Here is a 19,599-nt window from a genome sequence, read left to right as displayed (position 1 = left end):
AACTATAGACGTGCTACATGACGATCCAGCCATAGCTTGGATTGCTCAAGCATCTTGAGTGTAATCTGATGATTCACTCCACTGTACTCAATCATGTGGAGCTGCTGGGATGCGATAGCTGACTTTTTGCTCATAAAAAACCGCTGACTGTCGATCGGAACGGTTGTATCTTCTTTTCCGTGAAGCAACAGCAATGCCCGCTCATCCTCAAACGTTAATTGCGTGAACGGATCATGGGCTCTAAGCGCCGTTCGCTCCTCTGGGGTGAGCGGCGTTTTGCCCATATATTCAAGATATTTCTCCTCGAATCGAATCCACGCACAGGATCCATTAATGACGACGGCAGCTTGCAGAGCCGCATGCTTCGCGAATGAACCCGCCGCGATAAATCCGCCAGCCGAATGTCCGATGATGCCGATACGGCCGCTGGAATCCGAGATCTCATCGACGATTGAACGTACTTCTTTTACCCCTTGCAACACAATCTCCAGGAACTGCTTTTCCAGTACTTCTGGATTCGCATAATCCAGCTTGCCCCGCTGTCCGTGATACGGCAGTTCGGGGACAACAACCTTGTAGCCCCAGCCTGTAACAAGGGAGGCGAAGAACTGATAGCTTTCCATAGAAGAGCCCCAGCCATGATATAAGAGAACGGTGCCAATTGGCTGTCCTGCGGGCTCGAACTGCAAGCAAGGCACATCAGCAATACTTGTTTGATTTGGATTCATAATTCCCCTCCGACAAATAACAATCACCTATTTAGACTATCATCATTTCCTGTGGAAATCTTCCTAAACTTAAAGTTCTCCTATAAAAAACAAAGAGCCTGTGGCACGGGGGCCACAGGCTGCAAGAGAGAAATATAATAAAGGGGGGTCATGTCCTTTATTATAGATTGTGTAAATGAAATCAACCTGAGTGCAATGTTACAGCTTCATTACAAGGTTATGACTCTCTGAGCATTCTCTCAGATTTGGTGCGGGAAGTTCTATTCACCGCCATCTTCCTTGAGGATCAAAGGACCCTTTGATGTATCCCCAAGCCTTATTCGTTGGGAGTACGGTCTTTGTCATGAATGAAATTCCCAAATTCATGGGACAATAAAAAATATGTAAAAAATATGGGATGAGCGTGGTGAAGATCGATGCTATTTTCAAACTGGTTCGGAAGGAAGAAGTATCGTTCGGTTCCAGAGCAAGTTAATCAGCCGCCTAGCGACATCATAAGTACGTCTTTGGTGCAAAATTTAGCCTATTTACATAGTCAGTTCAGTCTAACCCCCGATATGGTTGTGCGGCATTTTATCATCAAGCAGTCTGGGGATCAGGCAGCGCTAGTCTACCTAAGTGGACTAGTAGATAAAAACGCAATTAATAATAATGTGCTTCGCCCGCTGCAATTTGAAACGGGAAACGGCAATGCAGTTGACGATATTACGGTAAATGTAGGCCAAGTTCAAAGCTTGTATACTTGGCCGCATGTCGAGAATGCCATTTTGCAAGGCTGTAGTGTACTCTTTGTTAATGGGCAAACAGAAGCCTCCGCCTTAGGGACGCAAGGCTGGCCGCAACGGGCGATTGAAGACTCACAGATCGAGGCTTCTTTAAAAGGAGCGCATCAAGGCTTTGTTGAAACAGGCAGTCAGAATATTGCCTTAATCCGTCGCTATATTCAAAACCGTGAATTGAAAATTAAGGAAATGGTGGTTGGGCGAAGAGGAAAAACCTTAGTTTCTATTTTATATTTAGCTGATGTCGCGCATCCTGAAGTGCTTAAAGAACTGGAAGACCGGATTCAGCAAGTTGATGTCGATGTCATCCTTAACACAGGTGAGTTAGCAGAGTTTATCGAGGACGATCCTTACTCGCCATTCCCTCAATTTATTACGACGGAAAGACCGGATGCTGCGGCTTCACAAATATTGCAAGGAAGATTCGCTGTTGTCGTAGACCGTTCACCAAGTGTATTGATAGCACCGGTCGCATTTATTTCTTTTTTTCAAAACATCGACGACTACAGCACACGCTGGCCAATCTCTACTTTTATACGAATGCTGCGGATATTCGCATTTTTCATCGCTATCCTTTTGCCGGCGTTCTACATTGCTGTTATTTCTTATAACTTCGAGATCATTCCTATTAAATTACTGCTCACGATTGGCGAGTTCAGAGGTCGAGTGCCATTCCCGCCCTTTGTGGAAGCGATTCTCATGGAGGTAACTCTAGAAATGATGCGGGAGGCTGGGGTGCGTCTCCCTGCTCCGGTTGGGCAAACCATTGGTATTGTCGGGGGCATTGTTATCGGACAAGCAATCGTTCAGGCAGGACTCATTAGCAATATTATGGTGATTGTCGTTGCCTTTACGGCCATTGCATCGTTCATCCTGCCTAATTATGATATGGTCGCAGCTGTTCGGATTATCCGCTTCGTCATGATGATAGCTGCATCAATGTTCGGCATTGTTGGCATCATTATTGCTCTGATGACCATGATCGGGCATCTGATTGCGCTCGAATCGCTTGGAACACCGTACAGTACTCCTTTCGCACCGATACGGTTTGCTGATTGGAAAGATACGTTCGTCCGTTTACCGCTGTGGAAAATGGGCAAGCGACCTTTAGGCACCAGAGCGACCCAATCGCAGAGGCAAGGATCAAATCGTCCAAAAGGTGATGGGAAATGATGAAATATGCATGCAATGAGGTCACCTCTAATCATTTTCTTACTCAGGTTGGTTTTGGAATAAAATACGTTTTTCTCGGTTGCTTACTCATATATTTATGGATTCATGATCGTTTCCAGTGGAGGAAGCGCTAATGAACAAGCTGCTCCTTCATATTATGCTCATCGCGATGGTTGTCTTCATCATTCCGGGCTGCAGTGACAGATTAGATATGGAAGATTCCTCTTTTGCCTTATTAGTAGGTTTTGATCTTGATAAAGAAAACGAGTTCATTGTATATAGTACATCTCCCGTTTTCAGCAAAGATGCCGAGAAAAAAACGCGTGAACTTAGGGTGAAACCACAGACGAATCGTCAATCAAGAGAAAAACAGGACAGTTATACGCCAGGTGTTTTCCAAGGCAGAAGTATTCAAGTCATACTGATATCTAAGCGAATCCTGCAGCAAGAAAATTGGTTCCAACTAACGGATGTTTGGTTTCGTGATCCGCAAAATTCGTTAACACCAAGGATCATTGCTTTCGATGGACCTCTCTCTGAAATTATATACCTAAACCGGAAAGATCAGCCGATGCTCCCCTTATTGCTGCGGGCTATGGTCGAAACGAAGGACGCCAGATCGGAAACGGTAAAGACGACTTTACAGGGGTTGCACCAGCAAATACGTGAGAAGGGTATCACTCCCGTTATCTCTGAAGTTCGAGTGAAAGATAAACAGATTGCGATAACAGGCACGACACTGCTGGATCATAAAGGGGAATTTGCTAATTCTCTGAACATACAGGAAAGTATTCTACTTCGAATATTGCAAAATAATACGAAAAAGAACGTCAGCTTAACATTTCCCATTCCCGGCGAAATGAAGATCGGACCGTTTCATACTGACAAATTAAGTTTAAACGCTCAAAAAATAAAGGTGAAAATCAAGACCTCCTACCTCAGGGACAACTTTCAGTTTGACATGCACATTACCATGCACGTTGGACTATCGGAGCTTTTGTTTCCTTACGACGTGCAAAGTCATGGAAAAGAGTTGGAGAATAAGATTACCGAACAAATGCAAAAGCAGATGGAAAGGCTCATAAAGAAAATACAAGCGGATAAAATCGATCCGATTGGGCTTGGGCTCTACGCGCGGGCTCACGAATATAGCCATTTCAAGGATGTAGAAGATCATTGGGGTGAAACGCTGGCCAAAGCGGACATTCATGTTTCCGTAAAAACAATTATAGGCGCTATGGGAGCAGTGAAGTAAAGCTCTAAGGGGGGGCAACAAGTGAAAAAATATGCATGGAATGAAATCACCATAATGCAGTATATCTTTCTCAACTTTGGTATGGTAGTGAGCATAGGTTTTTTGTCGCTGCCGAGAATATTAGCCGAACGAGCAGGTACGGCTGGCTGGATCGCTCTCATCATTGTTTGGTTGATCTCTATTGCAGCGAGTTTGATCGTCATACAAGTGATGAAAAAGTACCCAGATGGCACCTTGTTAGATCTATTGACGGCGTATTTGGGCAAATGGGCAGGCAAAGTCGGAGCCGTCCTATTTGCCCTCTATCTCTTTTACTACGGATACACCGGTCTTGTATATACAATATTGATAACAAAACAATATCTTTTGCAGCAAACTCCGGCGTATATCATTATGCTTCTGCTGCTCATTCCCACTTATGTCATTGTGCGGAACGGCCCGCGCATATTGGGCAGATATGTGGAAGTGATTATGCTCCTATCTTTATGGATCCCCTTCGTTTATTTGATTCCGCTTAAGGACGCTCATTGGCTCCGTCTGCTTCCTGTGCTTAAGGAAGGATGGAAGCCTGTATTATCAGCGGTACCTGGCACTTTCTATTATCATATAGGTTTTTCAACCACGTTTATTCTGTATCCATTTCTCAAAAACAAGCGGAAGGCATCAGTCGGAATCGTTATCTCGTATACACTGGCGATGCTCATGTATTTGTTCATTACCGTTATCTGTTTCGTCTATTTTGGTCCAGATGGAATTATGGATTACAACGAACCGACGATCAATATATTGAAAGCTATCGAGTTTAAGTTTATAGCGCGGATCGAAGTGTTATTTATTGCGTTTTATTTACTTATCTTTTCATTATCATGGATACCGACGATGTACATGAGCGTTTTTTGCACAACTTGGCTGGTCGGAAAGCAGGACCACCGCAATCATTTACGGCTGCTTTGGCTATTCATTGCTGTGGGCACGTTTTTCTTCATGCCTACTTTTTTTCAGAGCGAACGGATGAATACTTTGCTTGGTCAGATCGGTTTTGTTGTCGAGTACATGGTTCCTGCTTGTTTACTCCTATATGTATGGATACATGATCGTTTGGGGTGGGGGAAGCACTTATGAATAAGCGGCCACTATACGTTTTTTTCTTCATTATGATGATTGCTACCGGGTGCAGTGACCGGCTGGATTTGGAAGATTCGTGATTGAGATTGGGAGAGACAGTATTAATAGGGTAAGTGAAGGTGATACAGGGACGGTCAATCTTGAAATAGAGTACGATAAAAATGTCAAGATAAAACCAGATACGTTCGAACTTGCTATTGCAGTCGGATCAGAGGTCAAAGATGATGTGAATATGGCAGGTACGGATAATATTAAGGTACCAATTACGCTATCCATTAAGCAGTCGATCAGATGATCGGCTGCTTCTTCGTCTTTTTAGGTTAACTTTTGACCATACTGTTTGTAAAAAGAGCAGGTAAGGTGTAATTATGATCTTTAATATTATCGTTGGGTTCATCATTCCTTGGATATGCCTTGTTGTTGCACCACTTCCCAATAAACTAAAGCTAGTCCTTCGTGTTTTACCAATTAGCTCGCTTATGGCATTTCTTCTTAACGACTTTTTTGTAAAACATGGCTTTTGGATTGTTAAGCCGATTTTTGATGAGAACGAATCCTACTCGGCGATACCATATAATTTAGGTTTGTATCCAGTGTGGGGAATATTCCTCATCTACTTTATTGAGAGACGTATTTGGTCACCTATTGTTTTTATTTGTATTTGGAGTATAGGGATTACGGTTGCGGAGTACGTCCTTGTAGAGATGGGAAGGGTTGTATATGACAATGGCTGGCATATCATGATGACTTTCATTTCATACATTATGGCATTCTCAATCGTATACCTGTACAGCAAATCAAATAGGAAAATGTAATTATTCGGGAGGTAAAGCTTGTAATGGAATCTGAAAGTACGCAAAACAGGTTTATTCATGTATTAAAAAAAGGAAACACATCTTCAGCAGCCGCTGCACTTGGTAACGCCGGAATTGCAATTATTAAAGGTTTTGCTGCTGTAACTACGGGTAGTGGAGCAATGTTTGCATCAACTATGCACTCCATTGCCGATACAGTGAATCAGGCTTTTGTATATGCCGGAAGTGTCTTAGCAGAGAAAAAGCCTACGCGTCAATTCCCAACCGGGTTTGGGCGTGTAATCAACCTATTCTGTATGGTGGCCGTTATTGTTGTAACCGTTATGGCTTATGAGACAATTAAAGAAGGCTTTCATTTATTAGCTCATCCTCCATCGGAATCACATGGTTTTTGGTTGAACCTTATTGTATTACTCTTATCCGTAGCAGTTGATGGATTTGTACTCATAAAAGCGACTAAGGAAATCGTTCATGAGTCAAGGGTAGAAGCAAAGGGCTTAGCGATGGTACGGCAAGCCTTTAAAAATGTGGGTCGGGCCGCGCCCCCAACACGTTTAGTATTTTACGAAGATCTGGTGGCTACAACAGGTGCCCTCTTAGCTCTTCTTGCGGTTGTTGTAACATCGTTTACTAGCTTTGCACTGCTTGATGGAATTTCTACACTCCTGATCGGCTTACTAATGCTTGGTGTTGCCTTTAAAGTTGGTTACGACAATATGGTTGGCCTTATTGGTGTTTCTGCCCCAAAAGATGTGGAGGACAAAGTTGCTCGAATTATTTTTTCGAATCCTTATGTTACTGATATTTTTCAAATGCGAGTCCTTCAAGAGGGACGTTATTATCACGTAGAAGGGCAAGTTGAATTGCGGCCAGGATTAACGCTTGCTGATGCAGATGATATTAAATTCAAAATTAGAGATTCCCTTCTAAATGAAACGGAGATCGCAGATGTAACGATAGGAATTCTTGAAGATAACGGAGTGAGGAACTGGAACCCGGAGCCGGTTAATACATAAAAGCAAAAAGCGATTTTGAAAAGCGGCCACAAAGAGTGCTTAACATGTTGTAATGTTAGGCACTTTTTTTGTTTAATTGCACTTAAAGTGTTTCAACATTCCATATAGAGTGTAATAACTAGGAAATGCATTTTTCCGGTAGCGATAAGGGGTAGTAGTAATTCTTAAGAAAAATTCACCTTAATCTTGTACAGCTGGATTTTATGTCCACGAATCGGAAAGTCTAAGCATAAGAAAATTCGGAGGTTGACAATAGATGATCCGATTTGAGAACGTCAAAAAAACATACGATGATGGTTTTGAAGCATTAAAGATGATTAATTTGGAAATCAAAGAGGGCGAATTGACGGTATTGATTGGTCCCAGCGGCTGCGGTAAGTCGACTCTTATGAAGCATATTAACCGTTTGAACAATCCGACCAGCGGCAAAATTTATATTCGTGACAAGGACATCTCCAGCATTGATCCCGTTGAGCTGCGCAGAAGCATCGGTTATGTCATTCAGAATGTTGGTTTGTTCCCGCATATGAATATTGCGAAGAACGTAGCAGTTGTGCCAAAACTTCTCAAGTGGGATAAAGAGGTTACTACGAGTAAGGTCGATGAGCTTCTCAGTATGGTGAATCTGGATCCTGATGTATACCGGAATCGGTATCCTTCGGAGCTTAGTGGTGGACAGCAGCAGCGGATTGGTGTTATTCGAGCTCTTGCAGCTGATCCAGATGTGATTTTGCTCGATGAGCCGTTTAGTGCGCTTGATCCGATCAGCCGGGAACAGCTGCAGGATGAACTGATTCGCCTTCAACAGGAACTGAAGAAGACGATAGTATTCGTGACCCATGACATGGATGAAGCGATCAAAATCGCCGATACGATTGTTCTGATGAAGGCCGGGGAGGTTGTACAGACCGGATCACCTGAACATATTTTACGTCATCCAGCGAATGAATTCGTTACGAGCTTTATCGGCAAGAGGCATCTGACGAACGATACTCTTGACCCTGGTATGATCGTTGATGAAGTCATGTCGGTCAATCCTGTTACTGCTTCACCTGAGCGAGGGATGGCGGCTGCTATCCAATTCATGGAAAGGCATCGGGTCGACTCCTTAATTATTGTTGGTAAAAAAAGAGAGCTGCTCGGTTATGTCTCTATATTCAATGTTCTGCAGGGATATAGACATGAAGACAGTCGTCTGGCCGACATTATGAGACCTTTTGTTCATGTCGTGGAATCTGGTTCATCGGTTGCGCTTGCTTTGACGTTGATGAATGAGCATGGCTTGCCTTATGTACCTGTTGTTCGGGATGGACAACTAGTAGGACTCGTTACGAGGGGGAGTGTCGTGCGACATATGGCTGAGATGTATAATCCGGATGATATGAGTCTGGAAGAGCTTACTGCGGAGGCGGAAAAGCTGAAGGAGGAGACTCCGCTTGAACCGGCTGAGGCTGATCAAGAAGGGGGTGAGCGCACATGATGGAGTGGCTGTCTGATTATGGATCTTTCTTGTCGAGCAGACAGGGGGATATTCTGATTGCTCTGCGTGAACATATTTATATTTCTGCCCTTTCCATAATCCTTGGAGCGATTGTCGCAATCCCGGTTGGCATATGGCTTGGTGGAAGCAGGATTGGCTGGCTAAACAGTATCATATTCACTATTGCTAACGTACTGCAGACGATTCCGAGTCTAGCGCTGCTCGCCATACTGATTCCGCTGCTAGGTATCGGACGTACACCAGCTGTCTTCGCGCTGTTTCTCTATTCGATAATGCCGATTATGCGCAACACGTACTCTGGCTTTAAGGCCGTTGATCCAAATATCATCGAAGCGGCTCGCGGTATGGGCTACAGCCGCCTGCAGCGATTGCTTCGCGTCCAGCTGCCGTTGTCTTTCCCTTACATTATGTCGGGGCTTAGAGTAACAACGGTATATATTATAAGCTGGGCAACGCTTGCGACATTAATAGGAGCTGGCGGACTTGGGCAGCTCATCTTCTCCGGTATGGGTGTCAATAAGACAGAACTGATTGTGACCGGAGCTATTCTGGCTGTTCTTCTGGCGCTTGCAGCAGATTTCCTTCTGGGACTCGCGGAGAAATGGGTCACGGCCAAGACGAGAAGCGCACCGGCATCCGGTACGGTATGACAGCATGGGGGAATTGGAATGAGACATAAACAGATGCTAATACGAATGAAAGGCAAGGCGAGACTTGCGCCGTTAGGAGCTGCGTTTATCGCAGTTTGTATCTTGCTGTCGGGCTGCGGTAACAGCAATAGGATTATAATCGGGACGCAGACCTTCTCTGAACCGAAGATCATCGCGAATATGTACAAGCTCCTCATTGAGGATCGGACGAATATGAAAGTGAAGGTTATGCCTGATTTGGCGACAAGCACGGTTGTACTTGATGCCTTAACAAGGGATGACATTCAGATGGCGTCGCTTTATTCGGGAATTATTCTGGATAATTATTTTCCGATTGAGCGTACGAATGATCGGGCTAGTATTCTAAAGCAGGCACAAGAGGGCTTCGATAAGCATTATGGGCTCAAATGGTTCGATTCCTATGGCTTCGAGAATACGTATGCATTTACAGTCCGCAAGGATTTGGCAGAGAAGGAGCAGCTTCAGACCATATCCGATGTGAAGGATAAAGCACAATCGATGAGGCTTGGTGTCGATACGTCATGGCTTGAACGTGCTGGTGACGGCTATGCAGATTTTCAGAAAGTATACGGTATTTCATTCGGCAAGGTGTACCCAATGGAGGTTGCGCTTGTCTACAGTGCAATTGCAACGAATAAAATGGACATCGTAGTCGCCTATTCCACAGACGCACGCCTCAAGCAGTACGAGCTCGTTACGCTCAAGGATGATAAGCATTTCTTCCCGCCTTACGATGCTTCTCCTGTTATTCGTAAGGAAGTATTGGAGAAACATCCGGAGCTTCAGGAGGTCATTGACCTTCTCATCGGCAAGCTGGATGCCAAGACGATGATTGATCTGAACTACGAAGTTGATGTGAATAAACGGAATGAGAAAAGAGTAGCCGAAGATTACTTGAAAAAGATCGGATTGCTGAAGTAATGGAGTGAAGCGAGATGGAATTGTTTTTCCGCTATGTGCGAGAAAATTGGGTTGATCTGCTTGTATTCACAGGGCAGCATATTATGATGGTGCTGATTGGCTTGCTGCTTGCGCTTGTCGTTGGCATTCCTCTTGGTATATTGGCATCGCGAAATCGTGTGAGCGCGAGGATTATTCTGACGGTGGCGAATATCATTCAAGTATTCCCGAGCCTTGCGCTCTTGGTACTCTTGATGGTCGTCTTTGGCCTTGGGACCACAACAGTAGTTGTTGGCTTGTTCTTATATTCGCTGCTGCCGGTCATTCGGAATACGTACGTCGGCTTGACCCAAGTGGATAAGTCGATTATGGAAGCGGGCAAAGGTGTCGGAATGAGCCCGCTGCAAATTATGTTGAATGTTCAGCTGCCGCTGGCGCTGCCATTCATGCTGACGGGCATACGGATCGCAGCAGTTATTGCGATTGGAGTCGCAACCATTGCCCCGCTTGTAGGCGGGGACGGCTTGGGGCGGGAAATTTATTCAGGTATCAATATGAATAACTCTGCTCGTCTGTACGCAGGAGCTATACCTGCCGCGATTCTGGCGCTTCTTGCTGACCTTGCCTTAGAGCGGCTGCAGAATAGGGCGGAGGTTGCGAGCAGATAGATCGTCTACAAAACAAAGAGAAACCAGCGTCTGTTTCAGATGCTGGTTTCTCTTTGTTTTGTATGCTGATTATTTGTGCTTTATTATTTCAAATTAATTTTCTTGATTTTCTCCATATCGATCTTCGGTTCACGTGTAATGGTGAGTAATCCGTTAACCTCCTGCTGTACGTCGGTCAGTTGGGTGTAGCAGAAGCCGCTGACGTAATCCAGGTTTTTGATCGCTTGGGTGATGCCTTCATAACGGGCCAAGAAATCTTCTTCGTTCTTCACCTGGTTGCCGTAGCCCCATCCAGACTCGCTGGTAAATGCGATACCGCCGTATTCACTGATGATAACAGGCTGGCCTTGGTAGCTGTACCCGTTAGCGAATGGGTAGCGGTATTTGTCATGGGCGAAGTCATTGCTGAGCAGCGCGTCCTTATCCTTGTAACGTGCTTCGAGTACAGAGCCAAGCTCCTCATAGTCATGCAGCGTAATGATATCTGAGATGGTATGCTCCCAGCCATCGTTAACAACGACAGGTCTCATCTGGTCATAAGCTTTAGTCAAATGATAGATCGACTCCGTGAATTGCTGCTGCTTCCGGTCTGTGAAAATTTGTCCGATGCCCCACGATTCATTAAATGGTACCCAAGTCACAATACTTGGATGGTTGTAATGCTGGCGAACAACTTCCATCCATTCTTTAGTGAACCGCTCTACTGCGTCATCCCCAAATTCGTAAGTAGCAGCGATTTCTGACCAGACGAGCAAGCCCATGCGGTCTGCCCAGTACAAATATCTTGGATCCTCGAGCTTCTGATGCTTACGCACGCCGTTGAAGCCAAGCGCCAGCGTTTTCTCGATATCTTCAATAATTGCTTCTTCGGATGGAGGCGTCAGGTGAGTATCTTCCCAGTAGCCTTGATCGAGCAGAAGACGTTGATAAAGCGGCTGTTTATTTAGTAAAATACGTTCACCTTTAATTTGAATACGACGCATACCGAAGTAGGAATATACGGTATCAACTGGCTGGCCGTCTTTCTTCAGAACAACCTCTACATCGTACAAATTTGGATGATTCGGGTGCCAGGAATGAATTTTCCATTCGTTAACATCGTTCATGACGCTTAAGTCCAGCTTCAGGAACTTTCGGTCTGCATTCATTTCCATGGAGCGGATTAGTTTGCCGTCATATCGAATAATCGTCTGCAGAGTTAAACCCTCAAAGGAGCGGCAGCCCAGCTCGTATTCGAACGTAACCGATGCTTCTTCCAGCTTAGGTGTAATTTTCGCTCTGTTAACATGGTATACATCAACATATTCCAGCCATACGGACTGCCAAATGCCAGTCGTCTGTACGTACCAGCAACCGTAGTTTTTATCTGTCCAGCGCTGTTTGCCGCGCGGCTGCATAGTGCTGTTGGTATCCTCGACACAGACCGTGATACGGTTGTCTCCGCCAAGCTGCACAGCATCTGTAATATCAAAGGAGAACGCGGCGTATCCGCCTTCATGCGAACCGACATAAACGCCGTTCACCCATAGCTTTGCCAGATAGTCTACCGCTTGGAAATGGAGAATCACACGTTTGTCTCCCGTTTCCTCAGGAATATTGACATTGCGTTCATACCAGACGCACGGATGGAATTTCTCCTCACCGATTCCGCTTGCTTTTGTTTCATATGTAAACGGGACTTGAATTTTCAGGTCCGCATCGAGCTCACTGTACCACTTGCTGCGTTCGCCTTCAAATGAATCATCAAAGCGGAAGCACCATTCACCGTTCAATAATTGCCATTCGTCGCGCACCCATTGCGGGCGCGGATAATCCTTAACATATTTGTGCGTGCTGGTCATGTTTTTCTCTCCTTTTGTTAACCGTTAGGTTAATATAATAAGTAATAACTTTATGATTCTAGTACATATTATGTTTTAGGATATTCATTATGTCAATACAAAGGTTAATTAATAAACCATATGGTTAACTAATTAAGGAGGAAGACAATTATGAATAAACCTTTAATCATTATCATCAATGGATTTCCTGGTGCAGGAAAAACAACTTTAGCAAAGCGGCTTTCTCAAGACGTACGTCTGCCCTTATTGTCTCGAGATGGTATTTATGAGACTCTATTTGATGCTTTAGATTGTAGGACCCATGGATCACCACCTTTGCTTGCACCAGCAGCCTTTACGTTTTTATATTCTTTTGCAGGTACATTGCTGGCGGCTGGACAGTCGATGATTATTGAAGGCTTTTTTGGCAGGCCGGAATTAAGAGGTGCTGAGTTTCTCAAGTTGAAACAGGCGTATGATTATGAACCGCTTCAGATTATGTGCAGGGCCGATGGAGAAGTGCTGGTAGAACGCTATTATTCCAGGATGGGATCTGCAGAACGGCATGTTAGTCATCAGGACCAGGAGTGGATTGAACAAGAGGGCAATAAGGAGCGTCTCTTACAGGAGCAACTTGAGTCTATGTCGATTGGCGGAACAATTGTCGAGTTGAATACAACAACCGATTGTGATTATGCGGATTTACTAGAGCGGGTTATCACAGCGCTTGGGAGAAATAAATAGCAGGATACGGTGAGTGAAAAGCAGGATCGTTACTGCCCCTCTTTATGCCTAATAAATATACTAGAGGATAGGGTTGATTGTGAGGGGGAGAAGGCATTGAAAGAGAATAATAAAAATCCGAGACTTGATGTGCAGATGTCATGGTGGGGGATGTCAGGATTAGCAGCGACTGTGGAACGCAGTGCCCAAGAACAGGTAGAAATGATTGCGGAAGCGGGTTTTGACGGTATTAACGGATTTATCCCTGCTCCACAGGATGAAGATACATGGAGACGTCTTCTGGAGCGTCATCAATTATCATTTAGTGTGAATGCATACCCGAAGACTTCTGAAGACATGGAGCAATTCCTGAAAAGGGCAAAAGAATATGGCGGCATTCAACATATCAACGTTCAAGTGATGACGCCTTTTCTAATAGATGAACCTGCTGTTCAGCTTCTTCGTTCTATTGATGTTTTGTCTCGGGAGGCAGGAATTCCAACCTATATCGAGACGCATCGCGGTACAATTACGCAGGATCTCCTGCGTACTATTGATTACATCAAAGCGCTGGATAGTCTTCGCCTGACGATTGATTTATCTCATTATGTGGTGGCTGGCGAACTGCATACCATTTCGGAAGAAGCGGAGCAGTTGATTCAGACGGTTCTGACACGCAGTTCGGCCTTCCACGCCCGGGTGTCTAATGGTGAGCAGGTGCAGGTTGACGTAGGGAAAGCAGGGGAACACCCTATGATGAGACACTTCGAACGCTGGTGGAGCGATGGCATGAAGAATTGGCAATCGGGAGCGGGAGAAGGAGATGTGCTGCCGTTTGTTGTGGAGCTTGGTCCGCCGTCCTATGCGATAACGACAGATGAATACGCCGGACGTACCAATGAAATTAGCGACCGATGGGACCAGTCGTTGTTCTTTTTGAATACAGCTAAAAGACTTTGGTTAGAAATAAGATAACCGTTAGATCGGGGAAGCATAACTGATAAGAAACCTTCCATTAAGTTATTGGAAGGTTTCTTATGTAATTGGAAAAAGCGCTTAACATGGTTGAGTCCATGGTGAGCGCTTTTATGTTGTGATTCTATTAATCGAACGACAGTTTTGAAAATCCGCTATTTTCTCCCCTCTATTCGTACAATCCGTAGCAGCTATATCTGTATATTCTATGAATAGACGAAGGACATTCCATCCAATAGCGGATACCGAATGCCATTCCATGTCACTTTGCCCTATATCATATCCGTCTAGTTGTAAAGGTAGGAGTCTTTCATTCAATTATGAGCATCTACAGGAGCGTGAAGATCTACTATGTCCGTGAAAGTATGCTGCAAAATATGCTTCAAAACTAAAAAAAGCTGTACCTGTAAAAAAGAACACCACAGAGCTAAAGCATGCTTGCCTAAAACTAACCAGCTTGTGAACGTACTCAATACGATCAATGAGCAGCTTGTCGGGTTGAACACAAATCTGAACGACAACATCAATAATTTGAGCAACGTTATCAGTAATAACAATAGTAACTTAAATAGTAATGTGACGAATGCGATTAATACGCATAATGCGAGTATAACAAACAGTATCACGACGAGCACGAATACGATTATCAGCAACATGAATACGGTTAATGCACCAAACTGTGAGGTAGAGAGAGTCACCCGCTGGACCGATTTCACCGTCCTCTGTGGAACAAGTCAAACTTATTTTGAGAATCTGTCTGCGGCAACACCAGAAAAAGTCGTTATACGCGCGGGAAGCTTTATTCCTTACGGGAGCCCATGCAGGGCTGTATTGGTCATTATAAAAATGGACGGCACCACAATCGAGCAAGAGCTGCCTCCGCAGGGTGCCGAAACGAATATTACGATTGATAACTATGCAAGTATTTCTATTCGCTGTGAGCGGGAGGATGTGGAGGTACCGGATGGCGCTTTTTGCGCTGGTTTTATTGAAGTGAAAGAGTTCTTCTGCCTATGCTGCTCAGTAGATGCCGCTGCTTCTTAAAAAAGAGGAGGGGTTCGTTCTGAACGATTATCAAAAGTTAAGCCTACTGAATCGATTGTCCCGTATTGATTTGCCGCAAATGACGGCCCTAGTGCAAAACAATGCTGATTATACCGTATTATTGGAAGCTTTCGAGACATTGATGCTTGAAAGAAGTGATGCTTATCGCAGTTTCTTGCTGAGGATTCATTCTCCCAATCCACATACGTTGAGTGTGGTAAGAGAAAGATTTATCAGAGATGAGATTAACAAAAATCCACATTATCGATATATCTATTCGCTGCTTCAGGAGAAGAACAAATCGGTGGACTGCGGCTGCGGCAAGAAAAAATAATAGGAGCGTGACAATAGGGTGACAGGGAGTGTCAAAATAAAAGGTAATGGCAGTCATAAGCATGCTAGGCTAATAAAATGCAAAAAGGGTCCGGTGAAGCATTCAGGAGTTAAACAAGTTGTAAACCTGCTAAACACGATTAACACCCAGCTTATCGGAATCAACAGCAATTTAAACAGTGATCTGAATAACCTGACCAGTGTTATTAATACGAGCAACAACAATTTAAATACAAACCTGACCAACTCTATTAATACTTTAAATGCCAGCTTGCAGAATACGATAGCTGCCCATACCAATACCATTATTAGTAACATGAACACAATTAATCTGCCCAATTGCAGCATTGAGAGAATTGAAGGCTACGAAAATTTCTGGATTCCTTGTGGAACAAATGCTGTCCTATTTAACAATCAATCTTCAGCATCATCCGAGAGAGTTTTTATTACGGCTGCAAGTAATCAAACATGGGGTAGTTCTTGTCAAGCCGTACTTGTTGTCGTCAAGATGGATGGTACCGTAATTGAACGTCCGTTGCCACCTCGAATACCACCTACTTCAAACCAAGAGATCCACCTTATTGTCGACAATTATGCAGCAATTTGGATACGATGTGTCTCAAGCGAAACACCTGTGCCAGAGGGCGGATTCTGTTCGGGCTATGTTCAAGTCACAGACTTTGTTTGTATTTGCTGCTCTCCTGAGAATGCAGTTTAAAATAAGGAATGGACACATCCATGCTGGAGGTGTCCATTTTCTTCTTTAGATCTGTTACAATAACGTCTAAAGAGGTGATGGCCATGCAGCTGGATTCGATCGATAATCATATTTTGCTCAGGCTGTCTCAGAACAGCCGGATTTCATATACCGATTTGGCCAAGGAAGTGAGCCTGTCGGGGGTAGCGGTGAAGGAACGGATTGACAGGCTTGTGAATCAAGGCATTATTGAGCAATTCTCGATTGTTATCAATGCCGAGAAGCTGGGGAAAAAAATTTCCGCCTACTTGGAGCTTGAGGTAGAGCCTGCGCATTTGGATGAAATTCTGGAATCGCTTAAGGCGAATGAACGTGTCGTTGTTCTCTATGAAATGACGGGGCCTTGTCTTCTTCATGTTCACTATTTGGTGGAGGACATGGACGAGGTGGATCGATTCATGCACGAATCAATCTATTCACTGAAAGGGATCCTGCGCGTCGAGAATCAAATTCTGCTCAAGCGTCACAAGAATCAGGATGGCTTGAATATTTAAAGGAAGAACCGCCGGAGGCTTGAAGTCCGGCGGTCCTTTTTAGTAAGGGATGAGTGCTTCTAATTAATTTGTTTTCGATAATACGGATTTGTAGAAGCTTGCAAAGTAGTCGCTGACTACCGCTTTTTCGTCGGACAGCTGTACAGGTGCGATCAATTTAATCTTTTCGCCATTGTACGTTGCGTTTGTTTCTCCAAACTTAAAGGCAAGTTTGTTGCCGTTATAGCTGATCGTAACTGTTTGAGCCCTGTTTTCCCAGCCAACCTTCGCACCAAAGTTTTCAAAGCTTGCGCGCAGACCTACTGTTTTTTGTTCCGCCTCACCAAACTGCTCTTTGCCGATCACGGCATGAACACCCCAGTTACCGTCAACAACCTGCGTAACGCCGAAATCAGTGGATACTGACATAAGGGAGTAAGCCTCGTCTTCGGTCAGATCCATGCCTTTCATCAGAAAATCCTTCGTTTTATGCGCAGCATCCTTCATCGCTTTATCGATTGAAGAGTTGTTGTAAATGTCTTTCTGTGCATTATCTCCAAGCTCTGCCAAGTGGTTCGCGTAGCTGAAGCCGTGTACAACCCACTCGTTCTCGTTCTCGAGCAGCGGATAATTGAGGTTGCTTAGCTTCTTATCCAGATCTGCCTTCTTATGAAGGATAACCTGAATATCGCCAGTCACTGATGTTTCGATTGCTGTTCCGTTAATTTCCGAATCCCCTTGACCTGCATGTGGATCACCTACCGACAGCAGTGCGCCTGGTACGGAAACCGGATAGTACATCGACGCGCCTTCAGTTACGCGCCAATCGTCAACATTACCGCCAAAGTAGGATGGAGGGACGGAGTCAACGATATCCGCTTCTTTTGGAGCAACGCCCATCGTGCCAAAATGCAGTCTTACCGGAACCTTCACACCCTTCAGCACATTAAAGTTCTCTTCAACTTTGTCGTGGTCTACGATCACGCCTGGATAATCGATCGTTGGGTGTACTTTGCCATCCGGATCGGTCTGAGGTTCCCACTTGAAGTTGTATACTGCGGTGGCATAATCCGTTACTCCGTCAGAACTCATCTCATAGATCGTGACAACCTCACGTTTCTTTGGCTCCTCGACCATGTCGCCGTATAAGTACCCCCAGTTGGCGGCAGCGTTGACGCCGTAGGTTTTGCCTGCATATTTCTCGTTGCCGTTAGGACGAAGCTTCATGTCCAATATTTTCACTTCAAGGACGTCCCCCGGTTCTGCCCCTTCGACAGCGATAGGTCCGGTCATAATATGTACGCCAGGTCCGCGTAAATCTTCGTTCTTCTCAACACTATCCCAGTGGAAAATATCTTCTACGCCGGCATCGCCCTCAATCATTCTCTCATAATCATCGCCGGAATGATGAGTGATCGCTTCGATCGTAACAATGTCTCCGGAATTGACCGTGAGCGCAGGGTCACCTTTTCCGATATTCCCCCAACGGACATTATCTGCGTTTGCTGCAAGATAATGTGTTTTTGACAGTGGTTTCGTGTCAGCATTCGCGACATAAACAGGCGAACTTAGCACCATTAAAGCAGATAAAGCTGTTCCAACCTTCCATGACATCCGTTTCCCCATACTCAAAACTCCTTTTTCTATTAGTTTGTGTAAGTTTTCCTAACATGTTAGTGAGACTGAGTATAGCAGATGGTTTCGAGATTAACAATATAAAGTTTTTGTTGTTTTTAATTTGATATATTAAGTTATTTTGTCTATCTGGTTTAAAAACTTAATTACATGTTTGCGATAAGCATAATAGGTCAATTCATAGCATAAAAAGTGATTATCAAGCTGTCCTTTTATATCCTAATATGTAGAGGTAGGAGGGGGACAAGATGACATTGGATTATGAAGCTTATCTTTTTGTACATTTTACCGGCGAGCATGAGGATGGAGAGCAGGTTTATTTCTCTGTAAGTCAGGACGGACTGCACTGGAATGATCTGAATCAAAGCCAGCCTGTATTAAAATCTGGTATCGGTGAAAAGGGAGTGCGGGATCCATTTATCATCCGTTCTCCATTGGATAATAAGTTCTATATCATTGCTACGGATCTGCGGATTGCAAGTGACAAAGGCTGGGATACCGCGCAACACCGCGGCAGCCGCTCGATTATCGTCTGGGAGTCTTCTGATCTAGTGAATTGGTCGAAGGAAAGAAGTGTAGAGCTTGATCTTCCGTATGCGGGCTGCGTATGGGCGCCGGAGACGATCTTTGATGAGGAGGCCGGTGAACATCTCATGTTCTGGGCTTCGATGGTGAAAGAGGGAGACAAGGAGCCTAAGCAGATCATTTACAGCTCTAGAACGAAGGATTTTGTTACCTTCACAAAGCCTGAGAAATATATCGAGCGTGGCAATCATGTCATTGACACGACGATTATCAAAGAGGGTAATACGTATTACTGTTACTCGAAGGATGAAACAACGAAGTGTATTACGGTAGAAGAGAGCAGCTCCTTATCTCGTGATGCTTTCGTGGCTAAGCGATCATCTGTTTTGGACAATCTGTATGGGGTTGAAGGACCGGAGGTGTTCAAATTTAATGACCGGAATGAATGGTGTCTGATGGTGGATCAATATGCAACCGGCAAAGGGTATTTGCCGCTTATTACCGAGGACCTATCCAGCGGTCAGTTCCGTGTTTTGAACACGGAAGAGTACGACCTTGGAGCAGCAAAGAAGAGACATGGATCTTTCTTGAACCTGACTGGTGATGAATATAAAGCATTAGTGGAAGCATGGGGCACGTCGGCTGCCAAGTAAACGGCAGTCAAGTATAACAAAAAGCTT

20 protein-coding genes are annotated in these 19,599 nt (G+C 44.6%); 17 read left to right on the top strand and 3 right to left on the bottom strand.

The genetic code is table 11. From position 1 onward, the window contains the following. Nucleotides 1-2: 2 nt before the first annotated feature. On the bottom strand, nt 3-728 hold the full coding sequence (locus tag AC0YNT_RS03380) for an alpha/beta fold hydrolase (RefSeq protein WP_475803326.1): 726 nt from the start codon (nt 726-728) through the stop codon (nt 3-5). A gap of 416 nt (nt 729-1,144) precedes the next feature. Here AC0YNT_RS03380 and AC0YNT_RS03375 point away from each other — a divergent pair, with 416 nt between their 5' ends. The 10 genes from AC0YNT_RS03375 (at nt 1,145) to AC0YNT_RS03330 (ending at nt 10,634) form a co-directional block, all read left to right on the top strand. Next, entirely contained in the window at nt 1,145-2,683 is a 1,539-nt protein-coding gene (locus AC0YNT_RS03375) for a spore germination protein (RefSeq protein ID WP_475803325.1), read from the top strand. Nucleotides 2,684-2,816: 133 nt separating this feature from the next. Continuing rightward, nucleotides 2,817-3,938: a Ger(x)C family spore germination protein gene (locus AC0YNT_RS03370; protein WP_475803324.1), complete on the top strand. Its 1,122-nt coding sequence runs from the start codon at nt 2,817-2,819 to the stop codon at nt 3,936-3,938. A gap of 21 nt (nt 3,939-3,959) precedes the next feature. Beyond that, nucleotides 3,960-5,060 (top strand): GerAB/ArcD/ProY family transporter, encoded by a 1,101-nt coding sequence (locus AC0YNT_RS03365; protein ID WP_475803323.1) that lies wholly within the window; start codon nt 3,960-3,962, stop codon nt 5,058-5,060. A gap of 79 nt (nt 5,061-5,139) precedes the next feature. Continuing rightward, on the top strand, nt 5,140-5,358 hold the full coding sequence (locus tag AC0YNT_RS03360; protein ID WP_475803322.1) for a hypothetical protein: 219 nt from the start codon (nt 5,140-5,142) through the stop codon (nt 5,356-5,358). Nucleotides 5,359-5,431: 73 nt separating this feature from the next. Beyond that, nucleotides 5,432-5,878, top strand: coding sequence for a CBO0543 family protein (locus AC0YNT_RS03355; RefSeq protein ID WP_475803321.1), 447 nt, complete (start codon nt 5,432-5,434; stop codon nt 5,876-5,878). Between the two features lie 23 nt (nt 5,879-5,901). Further along, entirely contained in the window at nt 5,902-6,894 is a 993-nt protein-coding gene (locus tag AC0YNT_RS03350) for a cation diffusion facilitator family transporter (protein ID WP_475803320.1), read from the top strand. 256 nt (nt 6,895-7,150) lie between these two features. Beyond that, on the top strand, nt 7,151-8,374 hold the full coding sequence (locus AC0YNT_RS03345; protein WP_475803319.1) for an ABC transporter ATP-binding protein: 1,224 nt from the start codon (nt 7,151-7,153) through the stop codon (nt 8,372-8,374). After that, entirely contained in the window at nt 8,371-9,045 is a 675-nt protein-coding gene (locus AC0YNT_RS03340; protein ID WP_208420395.1) for an ABC transporter permease, read from the top strand. Before AC0YNT_RS03345 ends, AC0YNT_RS03340 begins: the two co-directional genes overlap by 4 nt. A 45-nt stretch (nt 9,046-9,090) precedes the next feature. Beyond that, nucleotides 9,091-9,987: a glycine betaine ABC transporter substrate-binding protein gene (locus AC0YNT_RS03335; protein ID WP_475803417.1), complete on the top strand. Its 897-nt coding sequence runs from the start codon at nt 9,091-9,093 to the stop codon at nt 9,985-9,987. 14 nt (nt 9,988-10,001) lie between these two features. Beyond that, the gene (locus tag AC0YNT_RS03330; RefSeq protein WP_475803318.1) at nt 10,002-10,634 is read left to right on the top strand and encodes an ABC transporter permease; all 633 of its coding nucleotides are present in this window, start codon (nt 10,002-10,004) and stop codon (nt 10,632-10,634) included. 83 nt (nt 10,635-10,717) lie between these two features. Here AC0YNT_RS03330 and AC0YNT_RS03325 read toward each other — a convergent pair whose 3' ends face one another. Beyond that, entirely contained in the window at nt 10,718-12,475 is a 1,758-nt protein-coding gene (locus AC0YNT_RS03325; protein ID WP_475803317.1) for a glycoside hydrolase family 2 protein, read from the bottom strand. Nucleotides 12,476-12,625: 150 nt separating this feature from the next. On the opposite strand from AC0YNT_RS03325, the gene AC0YNT_RS03320 reads away from it, so the two are divergent. The 6 genes from AC0YNT_RS03320 (at nt 12,626) to AC0YNT_RS03295 (ending at nt 16,780) form a co-directional block, all read left to right on the top strand. Further along, nucleotides 12,626-13,198: a P-loop nucleotide/nucleoside kinase family protein gene (locus AC0YNT_RS03320; RefSeq protein WP_475803316.1), complete on the top strand. Its 573-nt coding sequence runs from the start codon at nt 12,626-12,628 to the stop codon at nt 13,196-13,198. Nucleotides 13,199-13,294: 96 nt separating this feature from the next. Beyond that, a complete protein-coding gene (locus tag AC0YNT_RS03315; RefSeq protein WP_475803315.1) occupies nt 13,295-14,152 on the top strand; it encodes a sugar phosphate isomerase/epimerase family protein in 858 nt (285 codons plus the stop codon). A 438-nt stretch (nt 14,153-14,590) separates the two neighbouring features. After that, nucleotides 14,591-15,196 carry a hypothetical protein gene (locus AC0YNT_RS03310; protein WP_475803314.1) on the top strand — a complete coding sequence of 202 codons (606 nt, stop codon included), beginning with the start codon at nt 14,591-14,593 and terminating at the stop codon, nt 15,194-15,196. Further along, nucleotides 15,180-15,530 carry a hypothetical protein gene (locus AC0YNT_RS03305; protein ID WP_475803313.1) on the top strand — a complete coding sequence of 117 codons (351 nt, stop codon included), beginning with the start codon at nt 15,180-15,182 and terminating at the stop codon, nt 15,528-15,530. The genes AC0YNT_RS03310 and AC0YNT_RS03305 overlap by 17 nt, the downstream gene beginning before the upstream one ends. An 18-nt stretch (nt 15,531-15,548) precedes the next feature. Further along, entirely contained in the window at nt 15,549-16,247 is a 699-nt protein-coding gene (locus AC0YNT_RS03300) for a hypothetical protein (protein WP_475803312.1), read from the top strand. 83 nt (nt 16,248-16,330) lie between these two features. Beyond that, entirely contained in the window at nt 16,331-16,780 is a 450-nt protein-coding gene (locus AC0YNT_RS03295; protein ID WP_475803311.1) for an Lrp/AsnC family transcriptional regulator, read from the top strand. Nucleotides 16,781-16,843: 63 nt separating this feature from the next. On the opposite strand, the gene AC0YNT_RS03290 is transcribed toward AC0YNT_RS03295, so the two are convergent. After that, nucleotides 16,844-18,385 carry an acetamidase/formamidase family protein gene (locus AC0YNT_RS03290; protein WP_475803310.1) on the bottom strand — a complete coding sequence of 514 codons (1,542 nt, stop codon included), beginning with the start codon at nt 18,383-18,385 and terminating at the stop codon, nt 16,844-16,846. Between the two features lie 257 nt (nt 18,386-18,642). On the opposite strand from AC0YNT_RS03290, the gene AC0YNT_RS03285 reads away from it, so the two are divergent. Next, nucleotides 18,643-19,572, top strand: a complete 930-nt coding sequence (locus AC0YNT_RS03285; RefSeq protein WP_475803309.1) for a glycoside hydrolase family 43 protein — start codon at nt 18,643-18,645, stop codon at nt 19,570-19,572. Nucleotides 19,573-19,599 lie beyond the last annotated feature (27 nt).

This window comes from Paenibacillus sp. J22R56 (genome assembly GCF_056269375.1).
This window is presented reverse-complemented; position numbering and strand designations above follow the sequence as displayed.

Excerpts from the sequence above, each read along its gene's own strand:
- AC0YNT_RS03350 (WP_475803320.1), top strand. The coding sequence starts at position 5,902 with ATGGAATCTGAAAGTACGCAAAACAGGTTTATTCATGTATTAAAAAAA.
- AC0YNT_RS03330 (WP_475803318.1), top strand. The coding sequence starts at position 10,002 with ATGGAATTGTTTTTCCGCTATGTGCGAGAAAATTGGGTTGATCTGCTT.
- AC0YNT_RS03335 (WP_475803417.1), top strand. The coding sequence starts at position 9,091 with ATGAAAGGCAAGGCGAGACTTGCGCCGTTAGGAGCTGCGTTTATCGCA.
- AC0YNT_RS03325 (WP_475803317.1), bottom strand. The coding sequence starts at position 12,475 with ATGACCAGCACGCACAAATATGTTAAGGATTATCCGCGCCCGCAATGG.
- AC0YNT_RS03370 (WP_475803324.1), top strand. The coding sequence starts at position 2,817 with ATGAACAAGCTGCTCCTTCATATTATGCTCATCGCGATGGTTGTCTTC.
- AC0YNT_RS03305 (WP_475803313.1), top strand. The coding sequence starts at position 15,180 with ATGCCGCTGCTTCTTAAAAAAGAGGAGGGGTTCGTTCTGAACGATTAT.
- AC0YNT_RS03375 (WP_475803325.1), top strand. The coding sequence starts at position 1,145 with ATGCTATTTTCAAACTGGTTCGGAAGGAAGAAGTATCGTTCGGTTCCA.
- AC0YNT_RS03380 (WP_475803326.1), bottom strand. The coding sequence starts at position 728 with ATGAATCCAAATCAAACAAGTATTGCTGATGTGCCTTGCTTGCAGTTC.
- AC0YNT_RS03290 (WP_475803310.1), bottom strand. The coding sequence starts at position 18,385 with ATGGGGAAACGGATGTCATGGAAGGTTGGAACAGCTTTATCTGCTTTA.
- AC0YNT_RS03320 (WP_475803316.1), top strand. The coding sequence starts at position 12,626 with ATGAATAAACCTTTAATCATTATCATCAATGGATTTCCTGGTGCAGGA.
- AC0YNT_RS03345 (WP_475803319.1), top strand. The coding sequence starts at position 7,151 with ATGATCCGATTTGAGAACGTCAAAAAAACATACGATGATGGTTTTGAA.
- AC0YNT_RS03295 (WP_475803311.1), top strand. The coding sequence starts at position 16,331 with ATGCAGCTGGATTCGATCGATAATCATATTTTGCTCAGGCTGTCTCAG.
- AC0YNT_RS03340 (WP_208420395.1), top strand. The coding sequence starts at position 8,371 with ATGATGGAGTGGCTGTCTGATTATGGATCTTTCTTGTCGAGCAGACAG.
- AC0YNT_RS03355 (WP_475803321.1), top strand. The coding sequence starts at position 5,432 with ATGATCTTTAATATTATCGTTGGGTTCATCATTCCTTGGATATGCCTT.
- AC0YNT_RS03285 (WP_475803309.1), top strand. The coding sequence starts at position 18,643 with ATGACATTGGATTATGAAGCTTATCTTTTTGTACATTTTACCGGCGAG.